At 71.3% G+C, this 21,957-nt stretch carries 26 protein-coding genes and 1 pseudogene; 17 read left to right on the top strand and 10 right to left on the bottom strand.

Annotation, left to right across the window (positions count from 1 at the left end):
- Positions 1–84 precede the first annotated feature (84 nt).
- The 4 genes from ACTWQH_RS10790 (at position 85) to ACTWQH_RS10775 (ending at position 3,217) form a co-directional block, all read left to right on the top strand.
- Positions 85–687: a hypothetical protein gene (locus tag ACTWQH_RS10790; RefSeq protein ID WP_443286208.1), complete on the top strand. Its 603-nt coding sequence runs from the start codon at positions 85–87 to the stop codon at positions 685–687.
- A complete protein-coding gene (locus tag ACTWQH_RS10785; RefSeq protein WP_443286207.1) occupies positions 678–1,589 on the top strand; it encodes a hypothetical protein in 912 nt (303 codons plus the stop codon). The genes ACTWQH_RS10790 and ACTWQH_RS10785 overlap by 10 nt, the downstream gene beginning before the upstream one ends.
- Before the next feature lie 117 nt (positions 1,590–1,706).
- Positions 1,707–2,303 carry a hypothetical protein gene (locus ACTWQH_RS10780; protein ID WP_443286206.1) on the top strand — a complete coding sequence of 199 codons (597 nt, stop codon included), beginning with the start codon at positions 1,707–1,709 and terminating at the stop codon, positions 2,301–2,303.
- A gap of 80 nt (positions 2,304–2,383) precedes the next feature.
- Positions 2,384–3,217: a hypothetical protein gene (locus ACTWQH_RS10775; RefSeq protein WP_443286205.1), complete on the top strand. Its 834-nt coding sequence runs from the start codon at positions 2,384–2,386 to the stop codon at positions 3,215–3,217.
- 4 nt (positions 3,218–3,221) lie between these two features.
- Here ACTWQH_RS10775 and ACTWQH_RS10770 read toward each other — a convergent pair whose 3' ends face one another.
- Both ACTWQH_RS10770 and ACTWQH_RS10765 read right to left on the bottom strand, forming a co-directional pair.
- Positions 3,222–4,451 carry an RNA polymerase sigma factor gene (locus ACTWQH_RS10770; protein ID WP_443286204.1) on the bottom strand — a complete coding sequence of 410 codons (1,230 nt, stop codon included), beginning with the start codon at positions 4,449–4,451 and terminating at the stop codon, positions 3,222–3,224.
- Positions 4,448–4,873: a YciI family protein gene (locus tag ACTWQH_RS10765; protein WP_443286203.1), complete on the bottom strand. Its 426-nt coding sequence runs from the start codon at positions 4,871–4,873 to the stop codon at positions 4,448–4,450. The genes ACTWQH_RS10770 and ACTWQH_RS10765 overlap by 4 nt, the downstream gene beginning before the upstream one ends.
- Positions 4,874–5,037: 164 nt before the next feature.
- Between ACTWQH_RS10765 and ACTWQH_RS10760 the strand changes: the two genes are divergently transcribed.
- Positions 5,038–6,048: a DUF3048 domain-containing protein gene (locus ACTWQH_RS10760; RefSeq protein WP_443286202.1), complete on the top strand. Its 1,011-nt coding sequence runs from the start codon at positions 5,038–5,040 to the stop codon at positions 6,046–6,048.
- Positions 6,049–6,187: 139 nt separating this feature from the next.
- Here ACTWQH_RS10760 and ACTWQH_RS10755 read toward each other — a convergent pair whose 3' ends face one another.
- On the bottom strand, positions 6,188–6,766 hold the full coding sequence (locus tag ACTWQH_RS10755; protein WP_443286201.1) for a helix-turn-helix domain-containing protein: 579 nt from the start codon (positions 6,764–6,766) through the stop codon (positions 6,188–6,190).
- A 92-nt stretch (positions 6,767–6,858) separates the two neighbouring features.
- Between ACTWQH_RS10755 and ACTWQH_RS10750 the strand changes: the two genes are divergently transcribed.
- The 7 genes from ACTWQH_RS10750 (at position 6,859) to crcB (ACTWQH_RS10720) (ending at position 12,102) form a co-directional block, all read left to right on the top strand.
- A complete protein-coding gene (locus ACTWQH_RS10750) occupies positions 6,859–7,389 on the top strand; it encodes a hypothetical protein (RefSeq protein WP_443286200.1) in 531 nt (176 codons plus the stop codon).
- Positions 7,389–8,627 (top strand): MFS transporter, encoded by a 1,239-nt coding sequence (locus ACTWQH_RS10745; RefSeq protein WP_443286199.1) that lies wholly within the window; start codon positions 7,389–7,391, stop codon positions 8,625–8,627. The genes ACTWQH_RS10750 and ACTWQH_RS10745 overlap by 1 nt, the downstream gene beginning before the upstream one ends.
- 27 nt (positions 8,628–8,654) lie before the next feature.
- Entirely contained in the window at positions 8,655–9,542 is an 888-nt protein-coding gene (locus ACTWQH_RS10740) for an LLM class flavin-dependent oxidoreductase (protein WP_443286198.1), read from the top strand.
- A gap of 174 nt (positions 9,543–9,716) precedes the next feature.
- On the top strand, positions 9,717–10,829 hold the full coding sequence (locus tag ACTWQH_RS10735) for a rod shape-determining protein (RefSeq protein ID WP_443286197.1): 1,113 nt from the start codon (positions 9,717–9,719) through the stop codon (positions 10,827–10,829).
- Between the two features lie 16 nt (positions 10,830–10,845).
- Positions 10,846–11,319, top strand: a complete 474-nt coding sequence (gene crcB / locus ACTWQH_RS10730) for a fluoride efflux transporter CrcB (protein ID WP_443286196.1) — start codon at positions 10,846–10,848, stop codon at positions 11,317–11,319.
- A complete protein-coding gene (locus ACTWQH_RS10725; RefSeq protein ID WP_443286195.1) occupies positions 11,316–11,723 on the top strand; it encodes a DUF190 domain-containing protein in 408 nt (135 codons plus the stop codon). Before crcB (ACTWQH_RS10730) ends, ACTWQH_RS10725 begins: the two co-directional genes overlap by 4 nt.
- Positions 11,724–11,727: 4 nt before the next feature.
- Complete coding sequence (crcB, locus tag ACTWQH_RS10720; protein ID WP_443286194.1) at positions 11,728–12,102, top strand: fluoride efflux transporter CrcB; 375 nt, start codon at positions 11,728–11,730, stop codon at positions 12,100–12,102.
- Between the two features lie 191 nt (positions 12,103–12,293).
- On the opposite strand, the gene ACTWQH_RS10715 is transcribed toward crcB (ACTWQH_RS10720), so the two are convergent.
- Entirely contained in the window at positions 12,294–13,778 is a 1,485-nt protein-coding gene (locus ACTWQH_RS10715; RefSeq protein WP_443286193.1) for an MFS transporter, read from the bottom strand.
- Positions 13,779–13,864: 86 nt separating this feature from the next.
- Here ACTWQH_RS10715 and ACTWQH_RS10710 point away from each other — a divergent pair, with 86 nt between their 5' ends.
- Positions 13,865–14,899: an AsnC family transcriptional regulator gene (locus ACTWQH_RS10710; protein WP_443286192.1), complete on the top strand. Its 1,035-nt coding sequence runs from the start codon at positions 13,865–13,867 to the stop codon at positions 14,897–14,899.
- On the opposite strand, the gene ACTWQH_RS10705 is transcribed toward ACTWQH_RS10710, so the two are convergent.
- Entirely contained in the window at positions 14,850–15,587 is a 738-nt protein-coding gene (locus ACTWQH_RS10705) for a DUF2637 domain-containing protein (protein ID WP_443286191.1), read from the bottom strand. The genes ACTWQH_RS10710 and ACTWQH_RS10705 overlap by 50 nt on opposite strands.
- A gap of 221 nt (positions 15,588–15,808) precedes the next feature.
- Here ACTWQH_RS10705 and lpdA point away from each other — a divergent pair, with 221 nt between their 5' ends.
- A complete protein-coding gene (gene lpdA, locus ACTWQH_RS10700) occupies positions 15,809–17,227 on the top strand; it encodes a dihydrolipoyl dehydrogenase (RefSeq protein WP_443286190.1) in 1,419 nt (472 codons plus the stop codon).
- Between the two features lie 239 nt (positions 17,228–17,466).
- On the opposite strand, the gene ACTWQH_RS10695 is transcribed toward lpdA, so the two are convergent.
- The gene (locus ACTWQH_RS10695) at positions 17,467–18,270 is read right to left on the bottom strand and encodes an SDR family NAD(P)-dependent oxidoreductase (RefSeq protein WP_443286189.1); all 804 of its coding nucleotides are present in this window, start codon (positions 18,268–18,270) and stop codon (positions 17,467–17,469) included.
- Between the two features lie 87 nt (positions 18,271–18,357).
- Here ACTWQH_RS10695 and ACTWQH_RS10690 point away from each other — a divergent pair, with 87 nt between their 5' ends.
- Positions 18,358–18,903: a Uma2 family endonuclease gene (locus ACTWQH_RS10690; RefSeq protein WP_443286188.1), complete on the top strand. Its 546-nt coding sequence runs from the start codon at positions 18,358–18,360 to the stop codon at positions 18,901–18,903.
- On the opposite strand, the gene ACTWQH_RS10685 is transcribed toward ACTWQH_RS10690, so the two are convergent.
- Together ACTWQH_RS10685 and ACTWQH_RS10680 are read right to left on the bottom strand one after the other, a co-directional pair.
- The gene (locus ACTWQH_RS10685) at positions 18,885–19,085 is read right to left on the bottom strand and encodes a hypothetical protein (protein ID WP_443286187.1); all 201 of its coding nucleotides are present in this window, start codon (positions 19,083–19,085) and stop codon (positions 18,885–18,887) included. The two genes, ACTWQH_RS10690 and ACTWQH_RS10685, sit on opposite strands and share 19 nt — an antisense overlap.
- Positions 19,082–19,492: a hypothetical protein gene (locus tag ACTWQH_RS10680; RefSeq protein WP_443286217.1), complete on the bottom strand. Its 411-nt coding sequence runs from the start codon at positions 19,490–19,492 to the stop codon at positions 19,082–19,084. The genes ACTWQH_RS10685 and ACTWQH_RS10680 overlap by 4 nt, the downstream gene beginning before the upstream one ends.
- A gap of 78 nt (positions 19,493–19,570) precedes the next feature.
- Between ACTWQH_RS10680 and ACTWQH_RS10675 the strand changes: the two are divergent.
- Both ACTWQH_RS10675 and ACTWQH_RS10670 read left to right on the top strand, forming a co-directional pair.
- Positions 19,571–20,478 (top strand): annotated as a pseudogene (locus ACTWQH_RS10675) (helix-turn-helix domain-containing protein).
- Complete coding sequence (locus tag ACTWQH_RS10670; protein WP_443286186.1) at positions 20,448–20,666, top strand: DUF397 domain-containing protein; 219 nt, start codon at positions 20,448–20,450, stop codon at positions 20,664–20,666. The pseudogene ACTWQH_RS10675 and the gene ACTWQH_RS10670 overlap by 31 nt, the downstream one beginning before the upstream one ends.
- Positions 20,667–20,691: 25 nt before the next feature.
- Here the strand turns inward: ACTWQH_RS10670 and ACTWQH_RS10665 are convergent, their stop codons facing one another.
- Both ACTWQH_RS10665 and ACTWQH_RS10660 read right to left on the bottom strand, forming a co-directional pair.
- The gene (locus ACTWQH_RS10665; protein ID WP_443286185.1) at positions 20,692–21,147 is read right to left on the bottom strand and encodes a hypothetical protein; all 456 of its coding nucleotides are present in this window, start codon (positions 21,145–21,147) and stop codon (positions 20,692–20,694) included.
- 58 nt (positions 21,148–21,205) lie between these two features.
- Positions 21,206–21,589, bottom strand: coding sequence for a hypothetical protein (locus ACTWQH_RS10660; RefSeq protein ID WP_443286184.1), 384 nt, complete (start codon positions 21,587–21,589; stop codon positions 21,206–21,208).
- Positions 21,590–21,957 lie beyond the last annotated feature (368 nt).

Genomic DNA, 21,957 nt, shown 5'->3' with positions numbered 1-21,957 from the left:
ACCGTCATGGCTTTGTCACGACCCTGGCACGGACGTGAAGATGGGTCTCCCTCGCTGTCAGCGGCTCGGGCTAGGGTGTCGCGCGTGAAGAGCATCACGTTGACGCGAAAGCTACGGTTCAGGACCGGACTGGTGGCCGGTTTCGCACTGTTGGCGTTGACGGGGACGGTCACGGGCTGCTCCTCCTCCGAAGACGAAGGCGGCGAGCCGATCGAGGGAGCGCAGACCAACTCCCCCGATCCGAGCCAGAGCCCCGAAGACGACGACAACAGCGCGGACGTCGCCGCCCTGGAGCGGCTGTACCAGGAGTACTGGGACGCCCGGATCGAACTGGAGAACACCGAGGAGCTCGACTTCTCCCACTACGACGGCATCACGACCAGTGCCGTGGTGGAGCAGGAGGGGACGCAGCTCCAGCAGTTCCGAAACGACGGCATCTACCGCCAGGGCGAGCCCACCATCACGGACGTGACGGTTGAGGTGACCGGGGACACCGCCCGCATCGAAGCCTGCAAGAGCGAGGAGGGCTGGGACGTGGTTCAAAACGGCGACGTGATCCCTGACGCGGTCCCGGAAACCCTTCTGGCGCCGCACCCGTACCTCGTGGCTGCCGAGCGGTCCGCCGACAGCTGGTTGATCAGCAGAACATCGCTCCCGAAAGAGGAGGCGACCATCACATGCGGGTGAACCTGTCTTCCCACATACCTTCCAGCGTCCGGATTCTGGCGCTGACCGCGGCGAGCGCTCTCCTCCTGCTGATAGCCGTCGTGGTTACCGCTGAGCAGGCCACCGCCCAGCCCAGCATGTGCGACGGCCCGGGCAGCAGCCTTGTCTACTGCGACGAGCGACCCGGTGAGGAGAATCCGAGCGGCGGTGGCAGCGGAGGCGCCAGCGGCGGGGGCGGCAACGAGGAGCCCCCCTGCAACGTGGAGGCCCTCCAGACGCAATGGCCCGGTGCCACCGACTGGTTCTGCGAGGGGCAGAACGCCTGCTGGTGGAACAACCCGCCTGCGGGGGTGGAGCCGAGCGAGTACCCGGAGCCGCCCTCGGAGAACGCCGGGGACTACGTCTACAAGTACTGCGTCGGCCCCAACGGCGACATCGTCTTTGAGGACTACACCTGGACGAACTTGCCCACCGAGCCGCCACTCGAAGAGCAGGCTCAGATTGCGTTCGGCCAGCTCAACGCACCCGCCTTCGAGCTGGCGTTCAGCCCGCCGGAGGAGTCCGTCATCTACATCGACACCTGGTGGTGGGCTGAGGGCGCTCCCTCCGGGAACCTTGAGGGCAGCTCGGCGTTCGGCCTGGTCGCCATCGCCCAGCCCGACCACATGGAGGTCGACCCTGGCGACGGCAGCGACATCATCACGTGTGACTTCGTCACCAGCGAGAGCGACGAGTGCACCTACGCCTACGAGCGTGCGAGCGGCGACGGCGGCTACCCGGCCCGCGCCCGCCTCGTCTACGACGTCTCGTTCGAGGACGACGGCGCGCCCATCGACATCCCCGGCGCGCCCGACACCTTCGAAAGCCCCTGGCAGGAGACGGCCGTCCCCGTGACCGAGGTCCAGTCGAACGTCGTTCGCTGACAGCGGGCAGGACGAGGGGGAGACAGCCGCGCGGTTGTCTCCCCCCTGTCACGACCGCGCTACGGTCACCCCTTTTCTGCTCCCGCGCCGACCACCCGGGCGGCTATGGTGACGCGCGTGAGCACGAGGCTGAGTAGTGGACGCATCCGAACCGGACTCGTGGCCGGAGCCGCCCTGTTGGCGTTGGCGGGGACGGTCGCGGGCTGCTCCTCCGAGGGTGAGGACGGCGAGCCGATCGAGGGAGCCCAGAGCGACTCCCCTGAGCCGACCGGGGAAAGCCCTGGGGACGACGACGAGAACAGCGCGGATGTCGCCGCCCTGGAGCAGCTGTATCAGGAGTACTGGGACGCGCGCATTGAATTGGAGAACAGCGAGGAGCTGGACTTCTCCCTCTACGACGGCATCGCGACTGAGATGCTGGTGCAGCAGGAGGGCGCACGATTGCAGCCCCTCCGGGAGGACGGCGTCTATCGCCGGGGAGAGCCCACCATCACGGACGTGACGGTCGAGGTCACCGGGGACACCGCACGCATCGAAGCCTGCAAGAACGAGGACGGCTGGCAGCTGCTACGGAACGGCGAGGTTCTTCCCGACGCTGTCCCGGACGACCTCCTGAAGCCGCACCCCTACGCCATGGCCGCTGAACGGTCCGGCGACAGCTGGCTGATCAGCAGAAGGCTCCCTGAAGAGGAGGCGACGATCGCATGCGAGTGAACCGTTTGTCCCCTATACCGTCCCTCATCCGGCTTCTGACGCTGTCAGCCGCGAGTGCTCTCCTTGTCCTGACGGCTGTCGTGGTCACCACCGAGAGGGCCGCCGCCGAGCGCGACTGCGGAGACGGAGAGTACGTGGAGGACGGGGGCGGTGATGTAACCATCTGTGTCACGGACCCCGGCGGCGAGAGCTCGGGCGGCAGCGGGGGCAGCGGCGGCGGAGGCAGCGCAGAGCCGACGTGCGACCACCTCGACGCCTACACGGCGGCTAATCCCGGCCACCACGAGTACTACTGCCAAGGGGAGAACGCCTGCTGGGAGAACGACCCGCCGTTCGGGTTTGAGGACACCTCCAAGTGGCCCGACCCCCCTTCACCGGACGCCGGCAACTACATCTTCCGGTGGTGCGAAGACGCCAATGGCAACATCACCTACCAGGACTTCACCTGGGAGAACGAGGTCGAGGAGCCGCCCCTCGAAGAGCAGGCCGAGACCGCGTTCGGGGAGCTCGACGCGCCCTCATTCACGCTGGCGTTCAACCCGCCGGGTGAGGCCGTGATCTACATCGAGACCTGGCTGTGGGCCGATGACGCACCGTCCGGGAACCTTGAGGGCAGCTCGGCGTTCGGACTGGTCGCCATCGCGCAGCCCGACCATCTGGAGGTCGACCCCGGGGACGGCAGTGACACCATCACCTGCTCCTTCGCCACCACCAAGAGCGATGCCTGCGCCCACACGTACGAGCGCGTCTCCGGCGACGGCGGCTACCCGGCCCGCGCCCGCCTCGTCTACGACGTGAGCTACGAGGACAACGGCGCGCCCGTCGACATCCCCGGCGCGCCCGACACCTTGAACAGTCAGTGGCAGGAGAGGGCGATCCCGGTGACCGAGGTCCAGTCGAACGTCGTCCGCTAGGACGTCAGTCCTTTTCCCTCAGGCGGGCCGCACGCAGCTGCAGATAGCGCCGCTCCGGAGCGCTGAGCGTGTGGCCCGCCGCCAGCCGGTACGCCTCGCGTGCGGCCTCGCGCTCGCCCGCGCGTTCCAGGAGGTGGGCGCGGACGGCGTGGAGCCGGTGGTGTTCGGTGAGGCGGGGGTCGCCGGCCAGGTCCTCCAGCAGGGTCAGGCCGGCGTGCGGGCCGTGGACCATGGCCACGGCCACCGCGCGGTTCAGCTCGACGACCGGGCCCGGGTCGACGCGCCGCAGCACGTCGTAGAGGGCGAGGATCTGCGGCCAGTCGGTGTCGGCCGCCCGCTCGGCCTCGTCGTGGACGGCGGCGATGGCCGCCTGGAGCTGGTACGGGCCGGGCCGGGAGGTGGTGAGGGCGGCGGAGACGAGGGCGACGCCCTCCGCGATCTGGTCGCGGTCCCACAGCGTCCGGTCCTGCTCCTCCAGCGGCACCAGGTTGCCGTCCGCGTCGGCGCGGGCGGCGCGGCGGGCGTGGGTCAGCAGCATCAGCGCGAGCAGCCCGGCCACCTCGCCGTCGTCCGGGAGCAGTTCCCGGACCGCGCGCGTCAGCCGGATCGCCTCCGCCGCCAGCTCGATCCGCTGCAGGACGGCGCCGGAGGTGGCGGTGTAGCCCTCGTTGAATATCAGGTACAGCGCCCTCAGCACGGCCGCGAGCCGTGCGCCGCGCTCCGGTCCCGTGGGCTGGGTGAAGCGCCCGCCCGTCTGCCTGATGGCGCGTTTGGCCCGGCTGATGCGCTGGCCCATGGTCTTCTCGGGCACGAGGAAGGCGCGGGCGATCTCGCCGGTGGTCAGGCCGCCGACGGCGCGCAGCGTGAGCGCGATCTGCGAGGACGGGGTCAACGCCGGGTGGCAGCACAGGAAGAGCAGCGTGAGCGTGTCGTCCCGCGAGGGCGCGCGGGTGGGGCCGGGCGGTTCGAGGGCCACGGCCTCCGTCTCGCGGCGGCGCCTGGCCTCCTCGGAGCGCAGCGCGTCGGTCAGCCGGCGGGAGGCCACCTTGATCAGCCAGCCGCGCGGGTTGTCCGGCGTTCCCTGACCGGGCCACTGCCGGGCGGCGGCCAGCAGCGCCTCCTGCACGGCGTCCTCGGCGAGGTCGAAGTGCCCGTAGCGGCGTACGAGAGCGCCGAGGACCTGCGGCGCGTGGGTGCGCAGCAGGCCCTCGGTCGGGGAAGGGTCAGGCGTCACATCTCGTAGCCTGCCTCCTTCGCCGAGGAAACGGGCTGCACCACGACCGGCGGGTCGGGCCGGGTGCCCTCCGGCAGGGGGCAGGCGTGGGCGCGGGCGGCGATCTCGTAGGCGCGCTCGGGGCGTTCGACGTCCACGATCCAGTAGCCGGCGAGCACCTCCTTGGTCTCACCGTACGGTCCGTCGGAGACGACCGGGGTGCCGTCCGGCGCCGCCGTGACGAGCTTGGCCTGCTTCGGCTCCGCCAGCCCCTGGCCGTCGACGAACTCGCCGGTTTCGGAGAGGTCGTCGTTGATGGCCTCCATGTGATCGAACATCGCCTTCAGATCGCCTTCGCTCCACGCCGGGTAGTCGTCCGACGCCTTGCCGTTCATGGCGTCGTAGGCGGCCTGGTTCCCGCGCAGCATGATGATGAACTTCATCGCCCTCACTCCTCATTGGTTTTTCGCAGCTGTTGTGTGGCTGCTTTCGTAGCTGTCGCAGGGGACGTCGGAGCCGGGTCGGCGTTTTCGACATCGTCCCGCGATGCGTGGGCACGTGAATCGTGGTGCACTGGAAGCACGAGGGGTGATGGGGTGACGACAACATGAGGCGAAAACGACGAAGAATACGCAGCGCCGCCGCGACGGGGCTGGTCGTGGCGGCGGTGGGACTGGCCGGGCTGCTGGGTGGGTGCACGGACGACGACGAGGGCGGCGGGGGCGGAGGCGGGGGCGGGACCGGATCGGGGAGCGACCGCGACGGCGAGGTGTCGCCGTTCACGGGCCTTGAGACCGGCGAGGGCCCGGAGCCTGTGCTCGCGATCAAGATCGACAACGCGGGGCCGGCGCGACCGCAGACCGGGCTGGGCGACGCCGACATCGTCTACGTCGAGCCGGTGGAGGGCGGCCTGAGCCGCTTCCTGGCGGTGTACTCCGGGGAGCTGCCCGAGGAGATAGGCCCGGTCCGCAGCGGCCGGGAGTCGGACCTGGAGCTGCTGGAGCAGTTCGGCGACCCGGCGTTCGCCTACTCCGGCATCAACAGCAAGCTCCAGGGGCTCTACGACGAGACGGCGGCGGACGGCGAGGTCTCCCTGGTGCCGCCGAGCGTCGCGGGCGACGCGTACGAGCGCCACGGGGACCGCCCGGCGCCGTACAACCTGTACGCCGACCCGGACGCGCTGCTGGACACGGCGCCCGACGCCAGCGACGCGGCGGACATCGGGTTCCGCTTCGGCGACGCGCCGGGGCGGGGCGGCGAGGCGGCGCGGGAGTACGAGGTGTCCTACCCGGCGGCGAGCTTCTCCTTCGCGTGGTCGGCGGGGGACGAGCGGTGGCAGGTCTCGCTCGACGGCGAGGAGACCGACGCCGAGCCCGCGACCGTCATCGTGCAGGACGTCACGGTCCGCGAGTCGGAGTTCCACGACGTGCAGGGCGTCTTCTCCCCGTACACGGAGACCGTCGGCGAGGGCACGGCGACGGTGCTGCGGGACGGCCGGGCGTACCCGGCCGAGTGGTCGCGCCCGTCGGAGGACGACGGCACGGAGTTCACGACGCCGGGCGGCGACCCGTTGCGGTTCGCGCCGGGGCCGGTGTGGGTGGTGTTCCAGGGCCGGTAATCGGGTCGTGACGTCGGGAGACGGGCGGCTTGGCCGCTTTGGCGGCTGTACGGTTCGCGCGTTTACACGGATCTCGTCCGCGTCCGCCTATCGGCTGACTGGCGGCTCACGGCTGACACGTTCTCGGTGCTCCTGTGCATCAACGCCGCGGAGTGCGGAGGTGGATGCGTTCGCCCTGTTTTCCGAAGAGGCTGAGCACTTCGACGCTGCCGCGTCCCGCGGCGCCGAACCAGTGCGGAATGTGGCAGTCGAACTCGGCAGCTTCACCGGCTCCCATGGTGAAATCGTGATCGCCCAGTTTTACGCGGAGTCGTCCGCGGAGCACATAGAGCCATTCGTATCCTGCGTGCGTCCGCAGGTGGGGCTGTTCGTCGTGCGCGGGGATGATCATCTTGTATGCGCGTGGCTCTCCCTGTTGCCGCGACAACGGGATCAGCACGCGGCCGTCTTTCCTGGTGGGGTGCTGTGGCACGCGAGGGTCGAGTATGCGGGGCGCAGCAACGATGTCGTCGAGGGGGATGCCGAGCGCCGCGGTGATCGGCAGGAGGAGCTCGAGGCTTGGCTTGCGCTGAGCTGATTCCAGTCGGGACAGCGTGCTGGTCGAGATGCCAGTGGCTCGCGCGAGGTCGGCCAGGCTGACGCCCTTCTTCTCGCGGGCGCGCCGCAGCCGGGGAGCGATCTGCTCGATCACGGCATCGACGCTCGGCTGGTCGTCCATGGGAGGCAGTCTCCCCAATGTGTCCCGGAATCGGCAACGGTCTTTGTCGAAAGCGGTCGGCGGTGCCGACCCTCTCGGTGGAGGTGATCCGAATGGACACAACAACGCACGCAACGAGCGGATCGGCGGCTCAGGCGCTGGGGGACACCATCATCATCGGCGGTGGGGCTCCCGGCCTGTCGGCCGGAGTCGTGCCCGCGAGGGCGCAGTTCGCGACTCTGGTCGTTGACGGCGGCGAGCCCGGGAACGGGCCCGCCGACCACATGCGCGGGTACCTGACCCGGGACGGCATGGCGCCGAGAGAGTTCGTGGCCCGGGGGCGGGAGGAGGTGACTCGTTACGGCGGGACGCTGCTGCCGGGATCGGTGGTCGATGCGCGCCGCGCGCCGGACGGCACGTTCGATCTGCGACTCGACGACGGCGAGACATTCGCGTGTGGGGCCATCTTCGTGGCGCCTCGCCCAGTGCCTCACGCCGGGAACGTGGTCAATCCGCGAGCCCAGGTCGCCGCCGCCGCGGGCGCGGGCTCGACCACCGCCCTCAGCATGGCCGCCTGGCTGCTCGACGGGGAGCTGTCCGCTGCCGTCTCGGGCGAGCGGCCTGGCGTCGGGGGTGCGCGCTGATGTCCGGCACCACCGCAGAGGCGTCCCGGGACAGACGCTCCAACAGGTTGCCTGCCGGCGTTTACCTGCTCGGTTTCAGCCTGTTCGCCATGGGAAACGCAGAGTTCCTCTTGGCCGGCGTACTGCCGGCGGTAGCCGCCGATCTGGACATCACGCTCCCTTCAGCCGGGTTCCTGATCACCGCCTTCGCGCTGGGTGTCGTGATCGGCGGGCCACCATGTGCGGTGCTCAGTCTTCACTGGCCCCGCCGCACCTCGCTGGTGGCAACCCAGGGCCTCTTCGCCGCCAGTATCGTCGTCGGGTTGCTGGGCAACTACCAGGTCCTGCTGGTGACCAGGGTGGTTGCGGGTGTCGCCTACGCGGGCTTCTTCGCGGTCGCGTCGGTGACCGCGATCAGCCTGGTGACACCGGACCGGAACGCCCGCGCTTCCGGAGTCGTGGTCAGCGGGCTCAGCGTGGCCATGGTCGCGGGTGGCCCCGCAGGCACGCTCCTGAGCCACTTCACCCAGTGGCGCGGCGGCTTCTGGGGCGTTGTGGCTCTGACGGTCGCCGGGATCATCGGTTGTCTCCTCGGACTCCCCGCCGCCGGCTCAGAAACCAGCCAGCTCACCGGGCCGAGTGTGTCGCGGGAGCTTGCCACCATGCGGAAACCGGCGCTGTGGGGCATCTACGGCATCACGATCCTGACCACTGCGGCGTACATGATCACCTTCAACTACCTGGCGGCGATGCTCGAAGACATCACCGCCCTCCCCGAGGTCTGGATACCGGCGATCCTCGCTCTCTTCGGCCTCGGCGCCTTCGTCGGTCTGTCCATCGGCGGCCGCATCTCCGACCAGCGCCCTCACCTCGCACTCCTTGCCGGCGCATCGGCGATCGTGATCCTGTCGATCGTCATGGTTGTCGCGATCCAGCAGGTCTGGGCGGTAGTGCCCACGGTTTTCCTGCTCGGCATCGCCGCGTTCGTGCTGAACCCCGCCCTCTACGGACGCGTCTTCGCTGTCGCGGCCGATGCGCCGACCCTCGCCGGCGCTACCACCGTGTCGGCATTCCAATTGGGCATCAGCATCACCCCCGTCCTCGCAGCCGCCTCACTCACACGAGAGGCCGCTCTCACCTCGGTCTGCTTGATCGGAGCCACCCTTGCCGCGGCTGCTGTGCCCCTCGTTCTCCTCGACCGGGCACGACAGGCCCGCTCAGTGTCGAAGGCCGCCGACGGCTCGTCTCCCGGTGCCTAGGTCCGTGGAACCGGTAGAAAGGGGATCATGACTGTTCTCGGTGCGGTGTTCCGGCCCCAGCTTCCCCCCGAACGGCTGCGCGCCGTGGCGCGCGCGGCGGACCAAGCGGGGCTCGCGGAGCTGTGGCTGTGGGAGGACTGCTTCCTGGAGAGCGGCATCGCCAGCGCCTCCGCCGCGCTGGCCTGGACGGAGAGCCTGCGGGTGGGCGTCGGGCTGCTGCCGGTGCCGCTGCGGAACGTGGCGCTGACGGCGATGGAGGCGGCCACCCTGCACCGGCTCTTCCCCGGGCGGGTGCGGCTGGGCGTGGGTCACGGCGTTCAGTCGTGGATGGGGCAGGTCGGGGCGCGGGTCGACTCGCCCGTCACGCTGCTGCGCGAACACCTGCTGGCGCTGCGGGCGTTGCTGCGCGGGGAGCGGGTGACGACGGTCGGGCACAACCGCTACGTGGAGCTGGACGACGTGGCCCTGGACTGGCCGCCCGCGAGCGCGCCCGCCGTGCTGGCGGGGGCGAGGGGGCCGCGTACGCTGCGCCTGACCGGCGAGGCGGCGGACGGCACGATCCTCGACGCCGACGTCTCGACGGAGGGCGTGCGGGCGGCGCGCCGCCACATCGACGAGGGACGGGCGGCCGCGGGCCGGTCCGTGACGGAACACCACGAGGTGGTGGTCTACCTCCTGACGGCGCTGGAGGCGACGGGGGCGGGCGCCGAGGAGCGGCTGCGCGCCGAGCTGGCACAGCGGCCGAACGCCGAGGCCACCGGCGCCGCCGGGGACGCGGAGGCGGTGGCGAAGGCGGTGCGGCGCGTCGCGGCCGCCGGGGCGGACACGGTGGTCCTCCAGCCGACGGCGGACGAGCCGGACCCCGAGGGCTTCGTACGCTTCGTGGCCGAGGAGCTGCGGCCGCGGGTGCGGTGACGCCGGCCGCTGTGGCTGGCTGCCTGGCTACGGGCCGGGACACCCGGGACACCCAGGGCACGGAGGAGACGGAGGAGACGGAGGACACAGATCGTCACCCTTCGATCACCCTCCGCCCCCCATCCGGACCACTTCACCGCGCGGGGCGCGCCGCAGGCGCTCAGCATGACGGGTATGACCCTCAGCTTTGATCATCTTCGCCGCTGCTCCCTCGCCGCCGACCTCGGTGCGGCCCGGACCCGCGTCTATCTCAAGCACACCGGGCTCATCGTGGACGAGCCCTCCGTCGTCGCCGTCAACACCCGCAACGGCGCGCTGATCGCGGTCGGCTCGCCCGCCGAGCGGATGGCGGGGCGTACCCCCGCCAACATCCGCGTGGTGCGGCCCATCAACGGCGGCACCGTGGTGGACATCGAGATGGCGCAGCGGATGCTGCGGGCCATGGTCGGGACCAAGCTCCGCCGCGCCTGGCGCCGCCGCCCCATGCTGCGCGCCGCGACCTGCATCCCGCACGACGCCGACCCGCTGGCCCGGCGGGCCGCGCTGGAGACGCTGATCGGGCTCGGGGCGCGGAAGGTGGAGCTGGTGGACAGCCTGGTCACGGCGGCGATCGGCTGCGGGCTGCCGGTGGAGCAGCCCGAGGCCACGATGATCGTGCAGTGCGGCGCCGCCACCACGCAGGTCGCGGTGCTGTCGCTGGGATCGATCGTGGCCGCGGACAAGGTCCCCATGGGAGGGGAGACGATCGACCGGGCGCTGATGCAGCACCTGCGCAACCAGTACGAGCTGCTGATGCCGAGCCAGGCGGTCCACCAGCTCCAGCTGGCGCTGGCCGGGCCCGTCAACCAGACGGCCGAGGTGCACGGGCGCGACGTGGCCACGGGCCTGGCGCGCACGGTGCGGGTCGACCCCGCCACCCTGCGCAAGGCGGTGATGCCGCCGCTGATCGCGCTGCTGGACGCGATCCGCGCGGTGCTGCACCGCTGCCCGCCGGACCTGGTGGCCGACCTCGCCGACCGGGGCATCGTGCTCACGGGCGGCTCGGCGGTGCTGCCGGGGCTGGACGCGACGATCCGCGAGAACACCGGGATGCCGGTGTCCGTGGCGGAGGAGCCGGGGCTGTGCGCGGTGCTGGGGCTCGGCGCGCTGGTGGAGGGCGGCGTGCGGCCGGTGGGCCGGGACGCCCCGAGGCGGCGGTCCAGACGCTCCCGCGAGTCCGAACTGACGACGGAGACGACCACGCTGGGCGCCGAGCCCGATCCCACGAGCGAGCCGTCGACCGTCTGACCTACGATCTCGGGCCATGGACGAGCCCGTGCCACGCCGCAGGACGCGCCCGCGGCCGTGGCGCGGCCAGGGGCCGGTCGTGGCCGTGGTGGCCCTCGGCGGCGGGCTCGGCGCCGTGACCCGGTACGCCGCCATGCGGCTGTGGCCGGCGCCCGGGGACGGCTTTCCCTGGACGACGCTCGGCGTCAACGCCCTCGGCTGCGCGCTCATCGGCGTCCTGATGGTGCTGATATCGGAGGTGTGGGCGGCGCACCGACTGGTGCGGCCGTTCCTCGGCACCGGGGTGCTCGGGGGGTTCACCACCTTCTCCACCTACAGCCAGGAGATCGAGATCCTGGTGGACCACGAGCGGGCGCGGGCGGCGCTGGCGTACATGACACTGACGGTGGCGGCCGCGCTGGCGGCGGTGTGGCTCGCGGCGACGGCCACGCGATGGGCGACACGGGCAACGCGGGCGACACGGGCGACACGGGCGGTGACGCGGCCATGACCACGCAGGGACGGGCCAGGGCAACCCGGCTGACGGGCAGGGCACTTCGCGTCACGATCTTCACCGGCGAGAACGACACCTGGCACCACAAGCCGCTCTACGCCGAGATCGTGCACCGCGCCCGTGCGGCCGGGCTGGCGGGCGCGACCGTCTTCCGCGGCATCGAGGGCTTCGGCGCCTCCTCTCTCATCCACACCTCGCGGCTGCTGTCGCTGAGCGAGGACCTGCCGGTCGCGGTCGTCATCGTCGACGCGGAGGCGCGGGTGCGGGAGTTCCTGCCGCAGCTCGACGAGTTGGTGGAGGAGGGGCTGGTCATCCTCGACGACGTCGAGGTGATCCGGTACGTGGGCCGCGAACCCGAGCCCGAGCCCTGGCCCGATCCCGAGCCCGAAGCCGAGCGGTGAGCCGGTGAACTGGCTGCTGGTCATCGCCGGGGGCATGGTGGGCGCCCCCCTGCGCTACCTCACCGACCGGGCGGTGCAGCTCCGCCACGACACGGTCTTCCCCTGGGGCACCTTCGGCGCCAACGTGGCCGGCTGCCTGGTGCTCGGCGTGCTGACGGGCGCGGTGACGTCGGGCGCGGCGTCCGAGGAGCTGCGCCTCTTCCTCGGCACCGGCCTGTGCGGGGCGCTGACGACGTACTCGACCTTCTCCTACGAGACGCTGCGCCTGGCGGAGCAGGGCGCACGCCTGCTGGCCGCCGCGAACGTGGCGGCTAGCGTGCTGGCGTGCCTCGGCGCGACCTTCACGGGCGTTGCCGTGGCCGAGGCGATCTGGGCCTGAGGCCGAAACCGGGGCCGGCCCTTCCGGAGGACCCCCGGCGTTTCCGGACGAGGACCGGGAAGCCGGAGACCGTGGGCGCCGCGTTGCCGGAGCCGGGCCGGAGGCCGCACGGCCCGAGCGGCCGCGCCGAGGCCCATGGACCGAAGGCCCGGGCCTCGGACCATGGGCCTCGGCGGTTTTGACCGCCCCCGCTACCGGCCCGCGGGGGACGGCTCAGGCGGCTGCGCCGGGACCGGCCCCGCGGAGCGGGGGGCCTCGCGGACGGCGAACGCCACCAGGGCCGCCGCCGCGATGCCCGCGATGCCCGCCGTGAGGTAGATCGCGTCCAGGCCGTCGGCGAAGGCGGCACGGCTCGTCGGCCCGCCCGCCGAGGTGAAGATCGTGCCGAGGACGGCGACGCCGAGGGCGAAGCCGAGCTGGCGGAAGGTGTTGACCGCGCCGCTGGCCATGCCCGCGCGTTCCGGCGGGGCCGCGGCCAGCGCCGCGGAGACCAGGACCGGCATGGCGAGCCCCACGCCCACGCCCGTCACCATCAGGCCCGGCAGCAGCACCGTCCACCCCGATCCGGGCGCCACCGCCGTCTGCAGCAGCGCCCCCACCCCGATCAGCAGCACGCCGACGGCTATCGGCACCCGCGGCGGCAGCCGGTCCAGCAGCCGCCCGCCCGCGCCCGCCACCACGAACGCCGTCACCGCCATCGGCAGCATCGCCAGGCCCGCCCGCACCGGGCTGAGCCCGAGCCCGGCCTGGAGCCACAGCATCGTGTAGATGGAGTGCGAGAACGCCGCCGCGTTCAGGATCATCGCGCCCGTCATCAGCGCCGCGAAGGACGGCCGGCGCATCAGCCGCAGGTCCAGCAGCCCGCCGCTCCCGCCCCGCTCCAGCCCACGCTGGATCAGCACGAACACCACCAGCGCCACGGCCGCGAGGCCGAACGCCGCCAGCGTCAGCGCGTCGCCCCAGCCGTCCTCGCCGCCGCGGATCAGGGCGTAGACCAGCGCGGCGGCGCAGCCGGTGAACGCCGCCGTGCCCGGCCAGTCGATCCGGCCCCCGGCCGGGTTCCGCGACTCGGCGACGGTCCGCCACGTCAGCCACAGCGCCAGCGCCGAGAGCGGCAGGTTGACCAGGAAGATGGCCCGCCACTCCAGGTACTGGGTGAGCACGCCGCCCAGCACCACGCCCAGAGCGCTGCCCGCCCCGCTCACCGCGCCCCACAGGCCGAACGCCACCGCCCGGTCGCGGCCGTGGTAGGTGGCGGCCAGCAGCGAGGCGTTGCTGGCGAACATCGCCGCCCCCGCCACGCCCTGCGCGGCGCGTGCCGCGATCAGCACCTCGGGGCCGGGCGCCAGGCCGCACGCCAGCGAGGCGAGCGCGAAGCCGCCGAGGCCGAGGAGGTAGACGCGGCGGCGGCCGTAGAGATCCCCGGCCGCGCCGAACGCCATGAGCAGCGCGGCCAGCGCCAGCGCGTAGGCGTCGAGCACCCACTGCTGCGCGGTGAGCCCGGCGTCCAGGTCGCGGGTGATGTCGGGGAGGGCGGTGATCACGATGGTGACGTCGATCAGGAGCATGAAGTTGCCCAGGGAGACCGCGACCAGCGGCCACCACTTGCCTGCCCGCGCGGGCGAGGCCTTCGGCGTTGTCGGCGTTGTCGGCGTTGTCGGCGTAGTCCCACTCATGCGCACCAGGCTGCGCCGCCCCGGGTGGCGGCGCCCAGCCGATCACGCCGCCACGGCGCTATCCGACACGGCGTAGTCTGCACGGAATGAATCCCGACACACACGACGACATCGACCGGCGTATCGTGCACGCGCTCCAGATCGACGCGCGCGCCCCGTTCGCGCGGATCGCCGCCGTGCTCGGCGTCTCCGACCAGACCGTCGCCCGCCGCTACGCCCGGCTGCGCGCCGCCGGGAAGCTGCGGGTGGCCGGGCTGCCGCACGCGGGGACGCTGGGCGAGTCGTGGTGGACGCTGCGGCTGGAGTGCGTGCCGGGCACGGCCGCCGAGATGGCGAAGGTGCTGGCCCGCCGGGAGGACACGCTGTGGGTGTCACTGCTGTCCGGCGGCGCGGAGCTGTCCTTCGCCGTGCGCAGCGCCTGGGGCGAGGCGCCGCTGCTGGACCGGCTGCCGCGCACCCGGCGCGTGGTGCGGATGACCGCCCACCAGCACCTGCACACCTTCTTCGGCGGCCCGCTCAGCCTCGTCAACAAGTCGGGCGCGCTCACCGCCGGGCAGGCGGAACGGCTGCGCCCTCAGCCGGCGGACCCGGATCCCGCCGGGCCGCTCGGCCCGGCGGACCTGCGGCTGCTGGCCGAGCTGCGGCGCGACGGCCGGATGCCCGTCAACGCCCTGGCGCGGGCCACCGGCTGGTCCCCCTCGCAGGTGCGGCGGCGGCTGGCGGCCCTGCGCGCCGACGGGACGGTGTACTTCGACGTCGAGTACGACTTCGTGCTCTTCGGCCTCGGCGTCCGGGCCGCGCTGTGGCTGTCGGTGCCGCCCTCCCTCCTGGCGTCGACCGGCGCGGCCCTGGCCGACCACCCCGAGGTGGCGTTCTGCACCGCCACCACCGGCCCGAGCAACCTCTTCGCCGTCGCCGTCTGCTCCGACATCCCCGCGCTGTACACGTACCTGACGACGCGTGTCGCGGCGCTGCCCGGCGTCGAGCGCATGGAGACCCTGCCGGTCACGCGCACGGTCAAGGGCGTCGCGCCCGTCGGCTCCCTCGGCCCCGCCGGTGCCCCGGGCAGGCTCACCTGCGCTGGCGCGGCAGGGCGTGACGCGGCGGGTGGATCAGCGTGATCTGCCGGACCAGCTGGTGGAACGCCACCAGCGCGGAGACCGGGGCCAGCCCGGCGACGGCGACGCCGGTGACCGTGGGGGGCGAGCCGGCGACGCACAGGCCGACCGCGAGGGCGGAGAAGACGACCATCACCAGCCAGGAGTGCAGCGCGCTCCGCTGGTGCAGCGCCGCCCGGAGAATGGACAGGCAGGCCACCAGCCACGGGCCGTAGATCAGCAGCGGCCACCACGACCCCAGCGCCTCGGAGACGGCAGGGCTGGCGATGTCGCGCAGCGGCTGGTACGAGGTGACGCCGCCGAGCACGCTGAGCATGGCCACGATGGCGGAGGCGGCGGCGGCCAGCAGCATGCTGGCGCAGCGCAGCCACCACGCCGCCGCGCCCTCCCCGGACCCCGGGCCCCGGCCGCGCCACGGGAGGCGGCGCTGCCTGCGGTGGCGGGGAAGCGGCGAGGGGTCCTGGAGCGGGGACTGGCCGTGCGGGTGGGTTCCGGCGGGCGGCGGGGTCGGGGGCGGCACCAGGGGCGTATGCAGGGGCGTATGCAATGACGTATGCAGCGACGCATCCAGCGGCGGATGGTGGCCGGCGGTCTCCGTGACGGCGTTCTCCCGGGCGGCGTTGCGCAGGAGTTGGGCCAGTTCGCCCTCGAACTCGGGGCGCGCGAAGAGAAGGGTTTCGTCGGTTTCCATCACGCCTGACCAACGAGGATCGCTTACGCCGGATGTGCGACGGATGGGTGAATGCGCAGGTTCGAATGGCGAACGGAGCGAGCGGAGGCGAGCGGAGGGGCCGTGCGCCGGGTCACAGAGGTCGCCGGGCCGAGCCCGGACGGGACGTGGTGTCATGGGACGGGGCAGGAAACCACGCCAGCACCAGGCCAGCACCACGCCAGCGAGGAGTTCTGAGACAGATGAGCACGCACTACGACGTCGTCGTTCTGGGAGCGGGCCCCGGCGGGTACACCGCCGCGGTCCGCGCAAGCCAGCTGGGCCTGCGCACCGCCGTCGTCGAGGAGAAGTACTGGGGCGGCGTGTGCCTGAACGTCGGGTGCATTCCCTCCAAGGCGCTGCTGCGCAACGCCGAGCTGGCGCACCTGTTCACGCACGAGGCGAGCACTTTCGGCATCCGCGTCGAGGGCGAGGGCGCGCGCGTCAGCTTCGACTACGGCGAGGCGTTCAAGCGCAGCCGCAAGGTCGCCGACGGCCGCGTCGCGGGCGTGCACTACCTGATGAAGAAGAACAAGATCACCGAGTACGACGGCCGGGGCAGCTTCACCGACCCGCGCACCCTCTCGGTGGCGCTCACGGGGGGCGGCAGCGAGACCATCACCTTCGACCACTGCATCATCGCCGCCGGGGCCACCACCCGGCTGCTGCCCGGCACCTCCCTCAGCGAGCGCGTCGTGACGTACGAGGAGCAGATCCTCACCGACCAGCTCCCCGGCAGCGTCATCATCGCGGGCGCCGGGGCCATCGGCGTCGAGTTCGCGTACGTGCTCCACAACTACGGCGTGAATGTGACCATCGTCGAGTTCCTGGACCGCGTGGTGCCGCTGGAGGACGCCGAGGTCTCGAAGGAGCTGGCGCGCCAGTACCGCAAGCTCGGCATCCAGGTTCTGACCTCCACCCGGGTCGACGCCATCGACGACTCCGACCCGGCCGCGCCCGTCCGCGTCACCGTGACCAACGGCAAGGGCGAGCAGCAGGTCCTGGAGGCCGACAAGGTGCTCCAGGCCATCGGCTTCGCCCCCCGCGTCACCGGCTACGGCCTGGAGAACACCGGCGTCGCCCTCACCGCCCGCAACGCCATCGACGTCGACGGCCGGGGCCGCACCAACGTGCCGCACATCTTCGCCATCGGCGACGTGACGGCGAAGCTGATGCTGGCGCACGCCGCCGAGGCCATGGGCATCATCGCCGCCGAGACCATCGCGGGCGCGGAGACCATGGAGCTCGACTTCACGATGATCCCGCGCGCCACCTACTGCCAGCCGCAGATCGCGAGCTTCGGCTACACCGAGCAGCAGGCGCGGGAGGCGGGCTTCCAGGTGAAGGCCGTGAAGTTCCCCTTCACCGCCAACGGCAAGGCCCACGGCCTGGGCCAGGTCTCCGGCTTCGTCAAGGTCATCAGCGACGAGCGCTACGGCGAGCTGCTGGGCGCCCACCTCATCGGCCCCGAGGTCACGGAGCTGCTGCCGGAGCTGACCCTGGCCCAGCAGTGGGACCTGACCGTCCACGAGGTGGCGCGCAACGTCCACGCGCACCCGACGCTGGGCGAGGCCGTGAAGGAGGCGATCCACGGCCTGGCGGGGCACATGATCAATATGTGAGGCGAAATCGCGAGGCGTGGCTGTGCGGCCGTCGCGGCCGTCGCGGTCGCTGGATCTGCAACAGGTGCCCCTGCCCGCCGCACCTCCTCAGCTCCTCACCTCCTCACGTCCTCACGAACCGAGGCCGCCGCATGCGCCACCAGCGCTGTGGCGGCCTCTTCATGCCGCCCGACCCACCCTCCTGGCTCGGCGTCGAAGGCCAGCGGGCCGTCAAGCCCGGCTCGTGGCGTGGCGTGGCGTCACAGCGCGTGCCCTCCGGCCACCTGCAGCACCTGCCCCGTGATCCAGCGGGCCTGTCGGGAGGCGAGGAAGACGACGGCGTCGGCGATGTCGCTCGGCTCGCCGACCCGCCCCAAGGGCACGATCGTGCGGGCGTAGTCCTGCATCTCCTCGCTCATCCATCCGGACTGGACCGGCCCGGGGGCCACGGCGTTGACCCGGATCCCGGCGGCGGCGAGGTCGAGCGCGGCGGCGCGGGTGAACGCCTCCAGCGCGGCCTTCGACGTGCCGTACCCGAGCTGGCGTGGAAACGCCCGGGCGGCGTCGGTGGAGATGTTCACGACGCAGGCCGCCTCGGTGGCGGCCGGCTGGTCCGGCGTGCGCCGGGCCAGCTCGGCGGTCAGCAGCGCGGGGGCGATGGCGTTGATCCGATAGTGGCGGGCAAGGCTCTCGGCGGTGAGGGCTTCGATGGTGTCGGGGGTCTCGCAGTGCGCGGCGTTGTTGACCAGCACCGTCACCCGCCGCCCGAGCCGCGCCTCGACGGCGTCGAACAGCTCGCCCGCCGCGTCCGCCGCCGCGAGATCGCCCCCGACCGCCGCGGCCGTGTCCTCCCCCAACGCCGCCACGAGCGACTCGGCCGCCTCGCGCCCCGGCGTCTGATGCTCCCACCGAACGCCGGGCGGCGCGTCCTCGCCGCCCCCGGGCGCGTAGTGCACGGCCACCCGCGCCCCCTGCGCCGCGAACGCCCGCACGATGGCGGCCCCGATTCCCCCGTTCCCCCCGGTGACGAGCACGACCCGACCCGACAGTCCCGTATCGATCACGGGGCGATCATCACGCCGTGGCGGCGAGCGCTCAACTCAATTACCTGCGGCCGCTAGGCTGGAAGCCAGCTGGCCAGGGAGGTAGCCGTGACGATCACCGATGACTGGGTGGGCTTCGCCCAGGAACAGGTCCAGGTACCCAAGAGTGTCCGGCTGCGGCTGACGAGGAACGGACTGACGTTGGTACCGATCACCCATGCGCACAGGACCACCCAGCGACGCATTGAGAACCAGATCGAGGCCGCGCTGCCGGGATGGACACCCGTCGGTGAGTTCCAGGTCACGCCAGCCCGCGAAGGCTACAAGCCCGAGCCGGACGTCTCCGCGGTCCCGGCCGACAAGGTCGATCCCGGCAGCGCCAAGCTCGACGAGAGCCTGCTCCCCTTCGTCGTCGAGGTCGTCTCCCCCGAGAGCGAAGACCGCGACTACAACACCAAGCCCGGCCACTACGCCCTGCGCGGCATCAACGCCTACCTGGTCGTGAACGTCCTCACCGCGCGGTGGACGCTCTTCACCCGCCCAGAGGGGGGGGCGTACCAGCACACCGTCTCGGGGACGTTCGGCGAGAAGATCGAGATCCCGGTGGCGGAGCGCACCCTCGTGCTGGACTCCGCTCAGTTCCTGCGCGTCTGACGGCCCTCCCACAGCGCCCAGTACTTCGGCAGGCTGAGCCTCGTACGCCGATTGGTCACGTCGTCGGCCCATTGCCGGGCCCGCGCCAGCCGCTCCTCGTCCAGCCCGAACTCTCCACGCAGCCGCTCACCGCTCTCGCGGTGCCGCCGCTCGCGTTCCTCGTCGTCCCGAGTGCTGTTCACAAGTAGATTTGCTCCCCGCACTCCTCGCAGAACTTCTGCCCCATCTTCCCGTCCATGGACCGGTGCCTGCACGACGGCACGTGCGGCGGAACGCGCACGAACGCCGTCGCCGGGCGGAGCACGCGGACGTTGGCGCGGTCCCTCCGGTGCAGCTCCTCGCGGATCATGCGCGTCAGCTCGGCGATGCACGGCCCGCAGGCGTACAGGTGCCCGTCCGCGCCCGGCGTCCTGACCGGCCCGAGCCACAGCACGCGGACGCCCTCGCGGCGGCAGTACAGCCAGCAGCGGCCCGTCTCCCAGGCGTTCCCGTCATCCGGCTGCGCGGGCAGCGGCCACCCGTCCGGCTCCGGCTCGGGCTCGGGCCCGAGCGCGACAACGACCGCGCCGATTCGTTCACTTGTTTCCATCGTCACCCCATGTACGGCAGTTGATCGGAACGCCCACGATCGTTCTCGCGTGCCGATACGCTCACAAGGCGTGACCGCTTGAAACCACCGCTCTCACAACGGAATCACCGCAGAGGGGACACGACGTTGGCCCGCCCCAAAGACCTTGACCCGCGTGCCTCCCTGGCCTCCGCACTCGGCGCGAAGGTGCGCAAGCTCCGCGAGCGGAAGGGCTGGACGCAGCAGCAGCTCGCCGACGCGGTGTTCGTCTCCCACAGCCGCATCGCCCAGATCGAACTGGCCTCGGACCCGCCGAACGAGCCACTGTCGGCGTTGCTCGACACGGCCTTGGGCGCGGACGACGACATCAACATCGCGTACCACCACATGACGCGAGAGGGCCTGCCGGGCTGGGTGCGGCCGTACACAGACATGGAGGCCCGCGCCTCTCGCCTGCGGAAGTACAACGCGCAGGTCATCCCCGGCATCCTGCAGACGCGCGCCTACGCCCGCACACTCATGCTCGCCAGCCAGCCGGGCACCACCCAAGAGAAGCTGGAACACCAGGTGGAAGCCCGTCTCAGCCGCCGCAAACTCCTCGAAGGGCCCGAACCACTCGCCCTCTGGTCGATCCTCGACGAGGCCGTGCTGGCCCGCCGCTTCGGCGACGACCCAGCCATCATGCGCGAGCAGCTGGGCGACCTGCTCATCATGGCCGAACGCCCCAACATCACACTTCAAGTCCTCCCCTTTGAAGCCGGACACCACGGCGTCATGGAAGGCTCCTCACACTGCTCTCCTTTCCCGACGGCCCGGACGCGGCATACCTGGAGGGCGCGGCGGCCGCCGGGCAGGTAGTAGAGTCGACACAGACCGTGACGCAGTACGCAACGATCTACAGCCACCTGCACATCATTGCCCTGCCCCCGGCGGCCAGTCTCGAACTGATCCGCACCATCATGGAGGAGCGTTATCCATGCCCCCCGCCGCTGCGCAGCCAGACCTGAGCAACGCCGTCTGGCGCGCCTCCAGCTACAGCAACGGCCAAGGCGGCGACTGCCTCCAGATCGCCGACCAGGTCCCGGGCCCCATCCCCATCCGCGACAGCAAGAACCCCACCGGCCCGGCGCTCTTCTTCCCCGCCCCAGCCTGGAGCGGCTTCCTCACCGCTCTCGCCACCGGCGGCCTCACCTGAATCATGCCCTCTCATCGGACACCAATTAGTCCTCAGTAAGGCGGCACGGCGGCAGGTACGAGTTGTCCTCGGTTGCGCCGTCGACGTAGCAGGCTTCGATCTTCCCCAGGCACCAGCCGTCGTCGCCATCGAGCAGGGTGAGCGAGTAGTACTCACCGACCCGCGTCGTCTCCACGGTGGCGACCGCGCCGGTTACGTCGTTCTTCTCGTCCTCCCAGTGGTCAAGGTCCGCCACGGACGCCTCTCCCTCGACGTCCGGCATGGCCTCGCTGGACCAGCAGGACAGGTTATTCAACACTCCGCTTTCCCCGTTGTTCATCGCGTCCACGACGGCATCGCTGGTGTCCCGTGCGGCGTCGTCGCCGCCGGACCCCGTCGGGGCACATCCCACCCCGTACCCGGCCACCACCAGGACGCCGGCGGCCCACCGGAGTAGACGCTGGCGCCGTGTCGTGGCCGCAGTCTCATCCTTCGTCGTCATGCGGGCCACTCCACCACGGGGGCGGCGGGACGGGTCCCGAGCAACGCCCTCGCGAGGATCATTGAGCAGGTCCCATGACCAACGGCCGTAGCCTGGCCCTCAGCGTCTCAGGCGTGATGTCCTGTGCGATTTCGACGCCCTGGTCGACTTGGTACTCGATAATTCCTGGGCAGGAGAAGTCAACCGTCTCGTCGCTGCGAATGTCGAGGGTCGTTACCGTGCGGGCAGTCTTTACTTCCAAAACCTCGAAGGTGAACGTGGCTGGGAATACGTCTACCTTCACCCCGCTGTAGTCGCATTGACCAATCGCTGTGTTACTCCGCCTCTGCACGTCGATCAAGCAAATGACGAGCTGCGCCCGTGATATATCCACCTCGTGCCTTCTATCGTCATAGGCCTGCCAAGCGTCCGGCAGCGTGAATGTACTGAACTCCGTGTACAAGTAGTCCTCCGCTGCCGACCTGTTCTGGTCCGCTACGGCACGATGCCGTCCCGAGCCGGCATAGGCTTGTCCGGCCGGATTGGGAAGGTCGAACGAAAGGGCACAGCTGGGAAGGCCAGTTGGAGAGCTGGTCGGCGACGGCTGAGGCCTCGGGGAGTTCTGACCGGTAGGGGCGGGGGACGTGGTGTCCGTGGGCCCCGTACAACTGGTCGCGCCGAGCAGCGCCGTAAGAAACAACAGAGAAGCGACGCCCCTACTCAACACACCCAACCACCTCGTCTCGACGCTTCGCCATCGTCAGCGCCGTCGAGCCTACGGACACATGCCGGGACCCCTCCCCAAGCGAGGCGGGCCTGCTTCGGCGACCG

The organism is Streptomyces sp. 6N223, from assembly GCF_052246635.1.
Lineage (GTDB): Bacteria > Actinomycetota > Actinomycetes > Streptomycetales > Streptomycetaceae > Streptomyces.
Note: the sequence above shows the minus strand (reverse complement) of the source record. Positions and strands in the feature narration are given on the sequence as shown.

Coding starts and splice junctions, on each gene's coding strand:
- ACTWQH_RS10715 (WP_443286193.1), bottom strand. CDS start 13,778: ATGAGTGGGACTACGCCGACAACGCCGACAACGCCGACAACGCCGAAG.
- ACTWQH_RS10670 (WP_443286186.1), top strand. CDS start 20,448: ATGCCCCCCGCCGCTGCGCAGCCAGACCTGAGCAACGCCGTCTGGCGC.
- ACTWQH_RS10740 (WP_443286198.1), top strand. CDS start 8,655: ATGACTGTTCTCGGTGCGGTGTTCCGGCCCCAGCTTCCCCCCGAACGG.
- ACTWQH_RS10765 (WP_443286203.1), bottom strand. CDS start 4,873: ATGAAGTTCATCATCATGCTGCGCGGGAACCAGGCCGCCTACGACGCC.
- ACTWQH_RS10745 (WP_443286199.1), top strand. CDS start 7,389: ATGTCCGGCACCACCGCAGAGGCGTCCCGGGACAGACGCTCCAACAGG.
- ACTWQH_RS10755 (WP_443286201.1), bottom strand. CDS start 6,766: ATGGACGACCAGCCGAGCGTCGATGCCGTGATCGAGCAGATCGCTCCC.
- crcB (WP_443286196.1), top strand. CDS start 10,846: ATGGACGAGCCCGTGCCACGCCGCAGGACGCGCCCGCGGCCGTGGCGC.
- ACTWQH_RS10750 (WP_443286200.1), top strand. CDS start 6,859: ATGGACACAACAACGCACGCAACGAGCGGATCGGCGGCTCAGGCGCTG.
- ACTWQH_RS10760 (WP_443286202.1), top strand. CDS start 5,038: ATGAGGCGAAAACGACGAAGAATACGCAGCGCCGCCGCGACGGGGCTG.
- ACTWQH_RS10705 (WP_443286191.1), bottom strand. CDS start 15,587: ATGGAAACCGACGAAACCCTTCTCTTCGCGCGCCCCGAGTTCGAGGGC.
- ACTWQH_RS10665 (WP_443286185.1), bottom strand. CDS start 21,147: ATGACGACGAAGGATGAGACTGCGGCCACGACACGGCGCCAGCGTCTA.
- ACTWQH_RS10725 (WP_443286195.1), top strand. CDS start 11,316: ATGACCACGCAGGGACGGGCCAGGGCAACCCGGCTGACGGGCAGGGCA.
- ACTWQH_RS10735 (WP_443286197.1), top strand. CDS start 9,717: ATGACCCTCAGCTTTGATCATCTTCGCCGCTGCTCCCTCGCCGCCGAC.
- ACTWQH_RS10680 (WP_443286217.1), bottom strand. CDS start 19,492: ATGGAAACAAGTGAACGAATCGGCGCGGTCGTTGTCGCGCTCGGGCCC.
- lpdA (WP_443286190.1), top strand. CDS start 15,809: ATGAGCACGCACTACGACGTCGTCGTTCTGGGAGCGGGCCCCGGCGGG.
- ACTWQH_RS10710 (WP_443286192.1), top strand. CDS start 13,865: ATGAATCCCGACACACACGACGACATCGACCGGCGTATCGTGCACGCG.
- ACTWQH_RS10785 (WP_443286207.1), top strand. CDS start 678: ATGCGGGTGAACCTGTCTTCCCACATACCTTCCAGCGTCCGGATTCTG.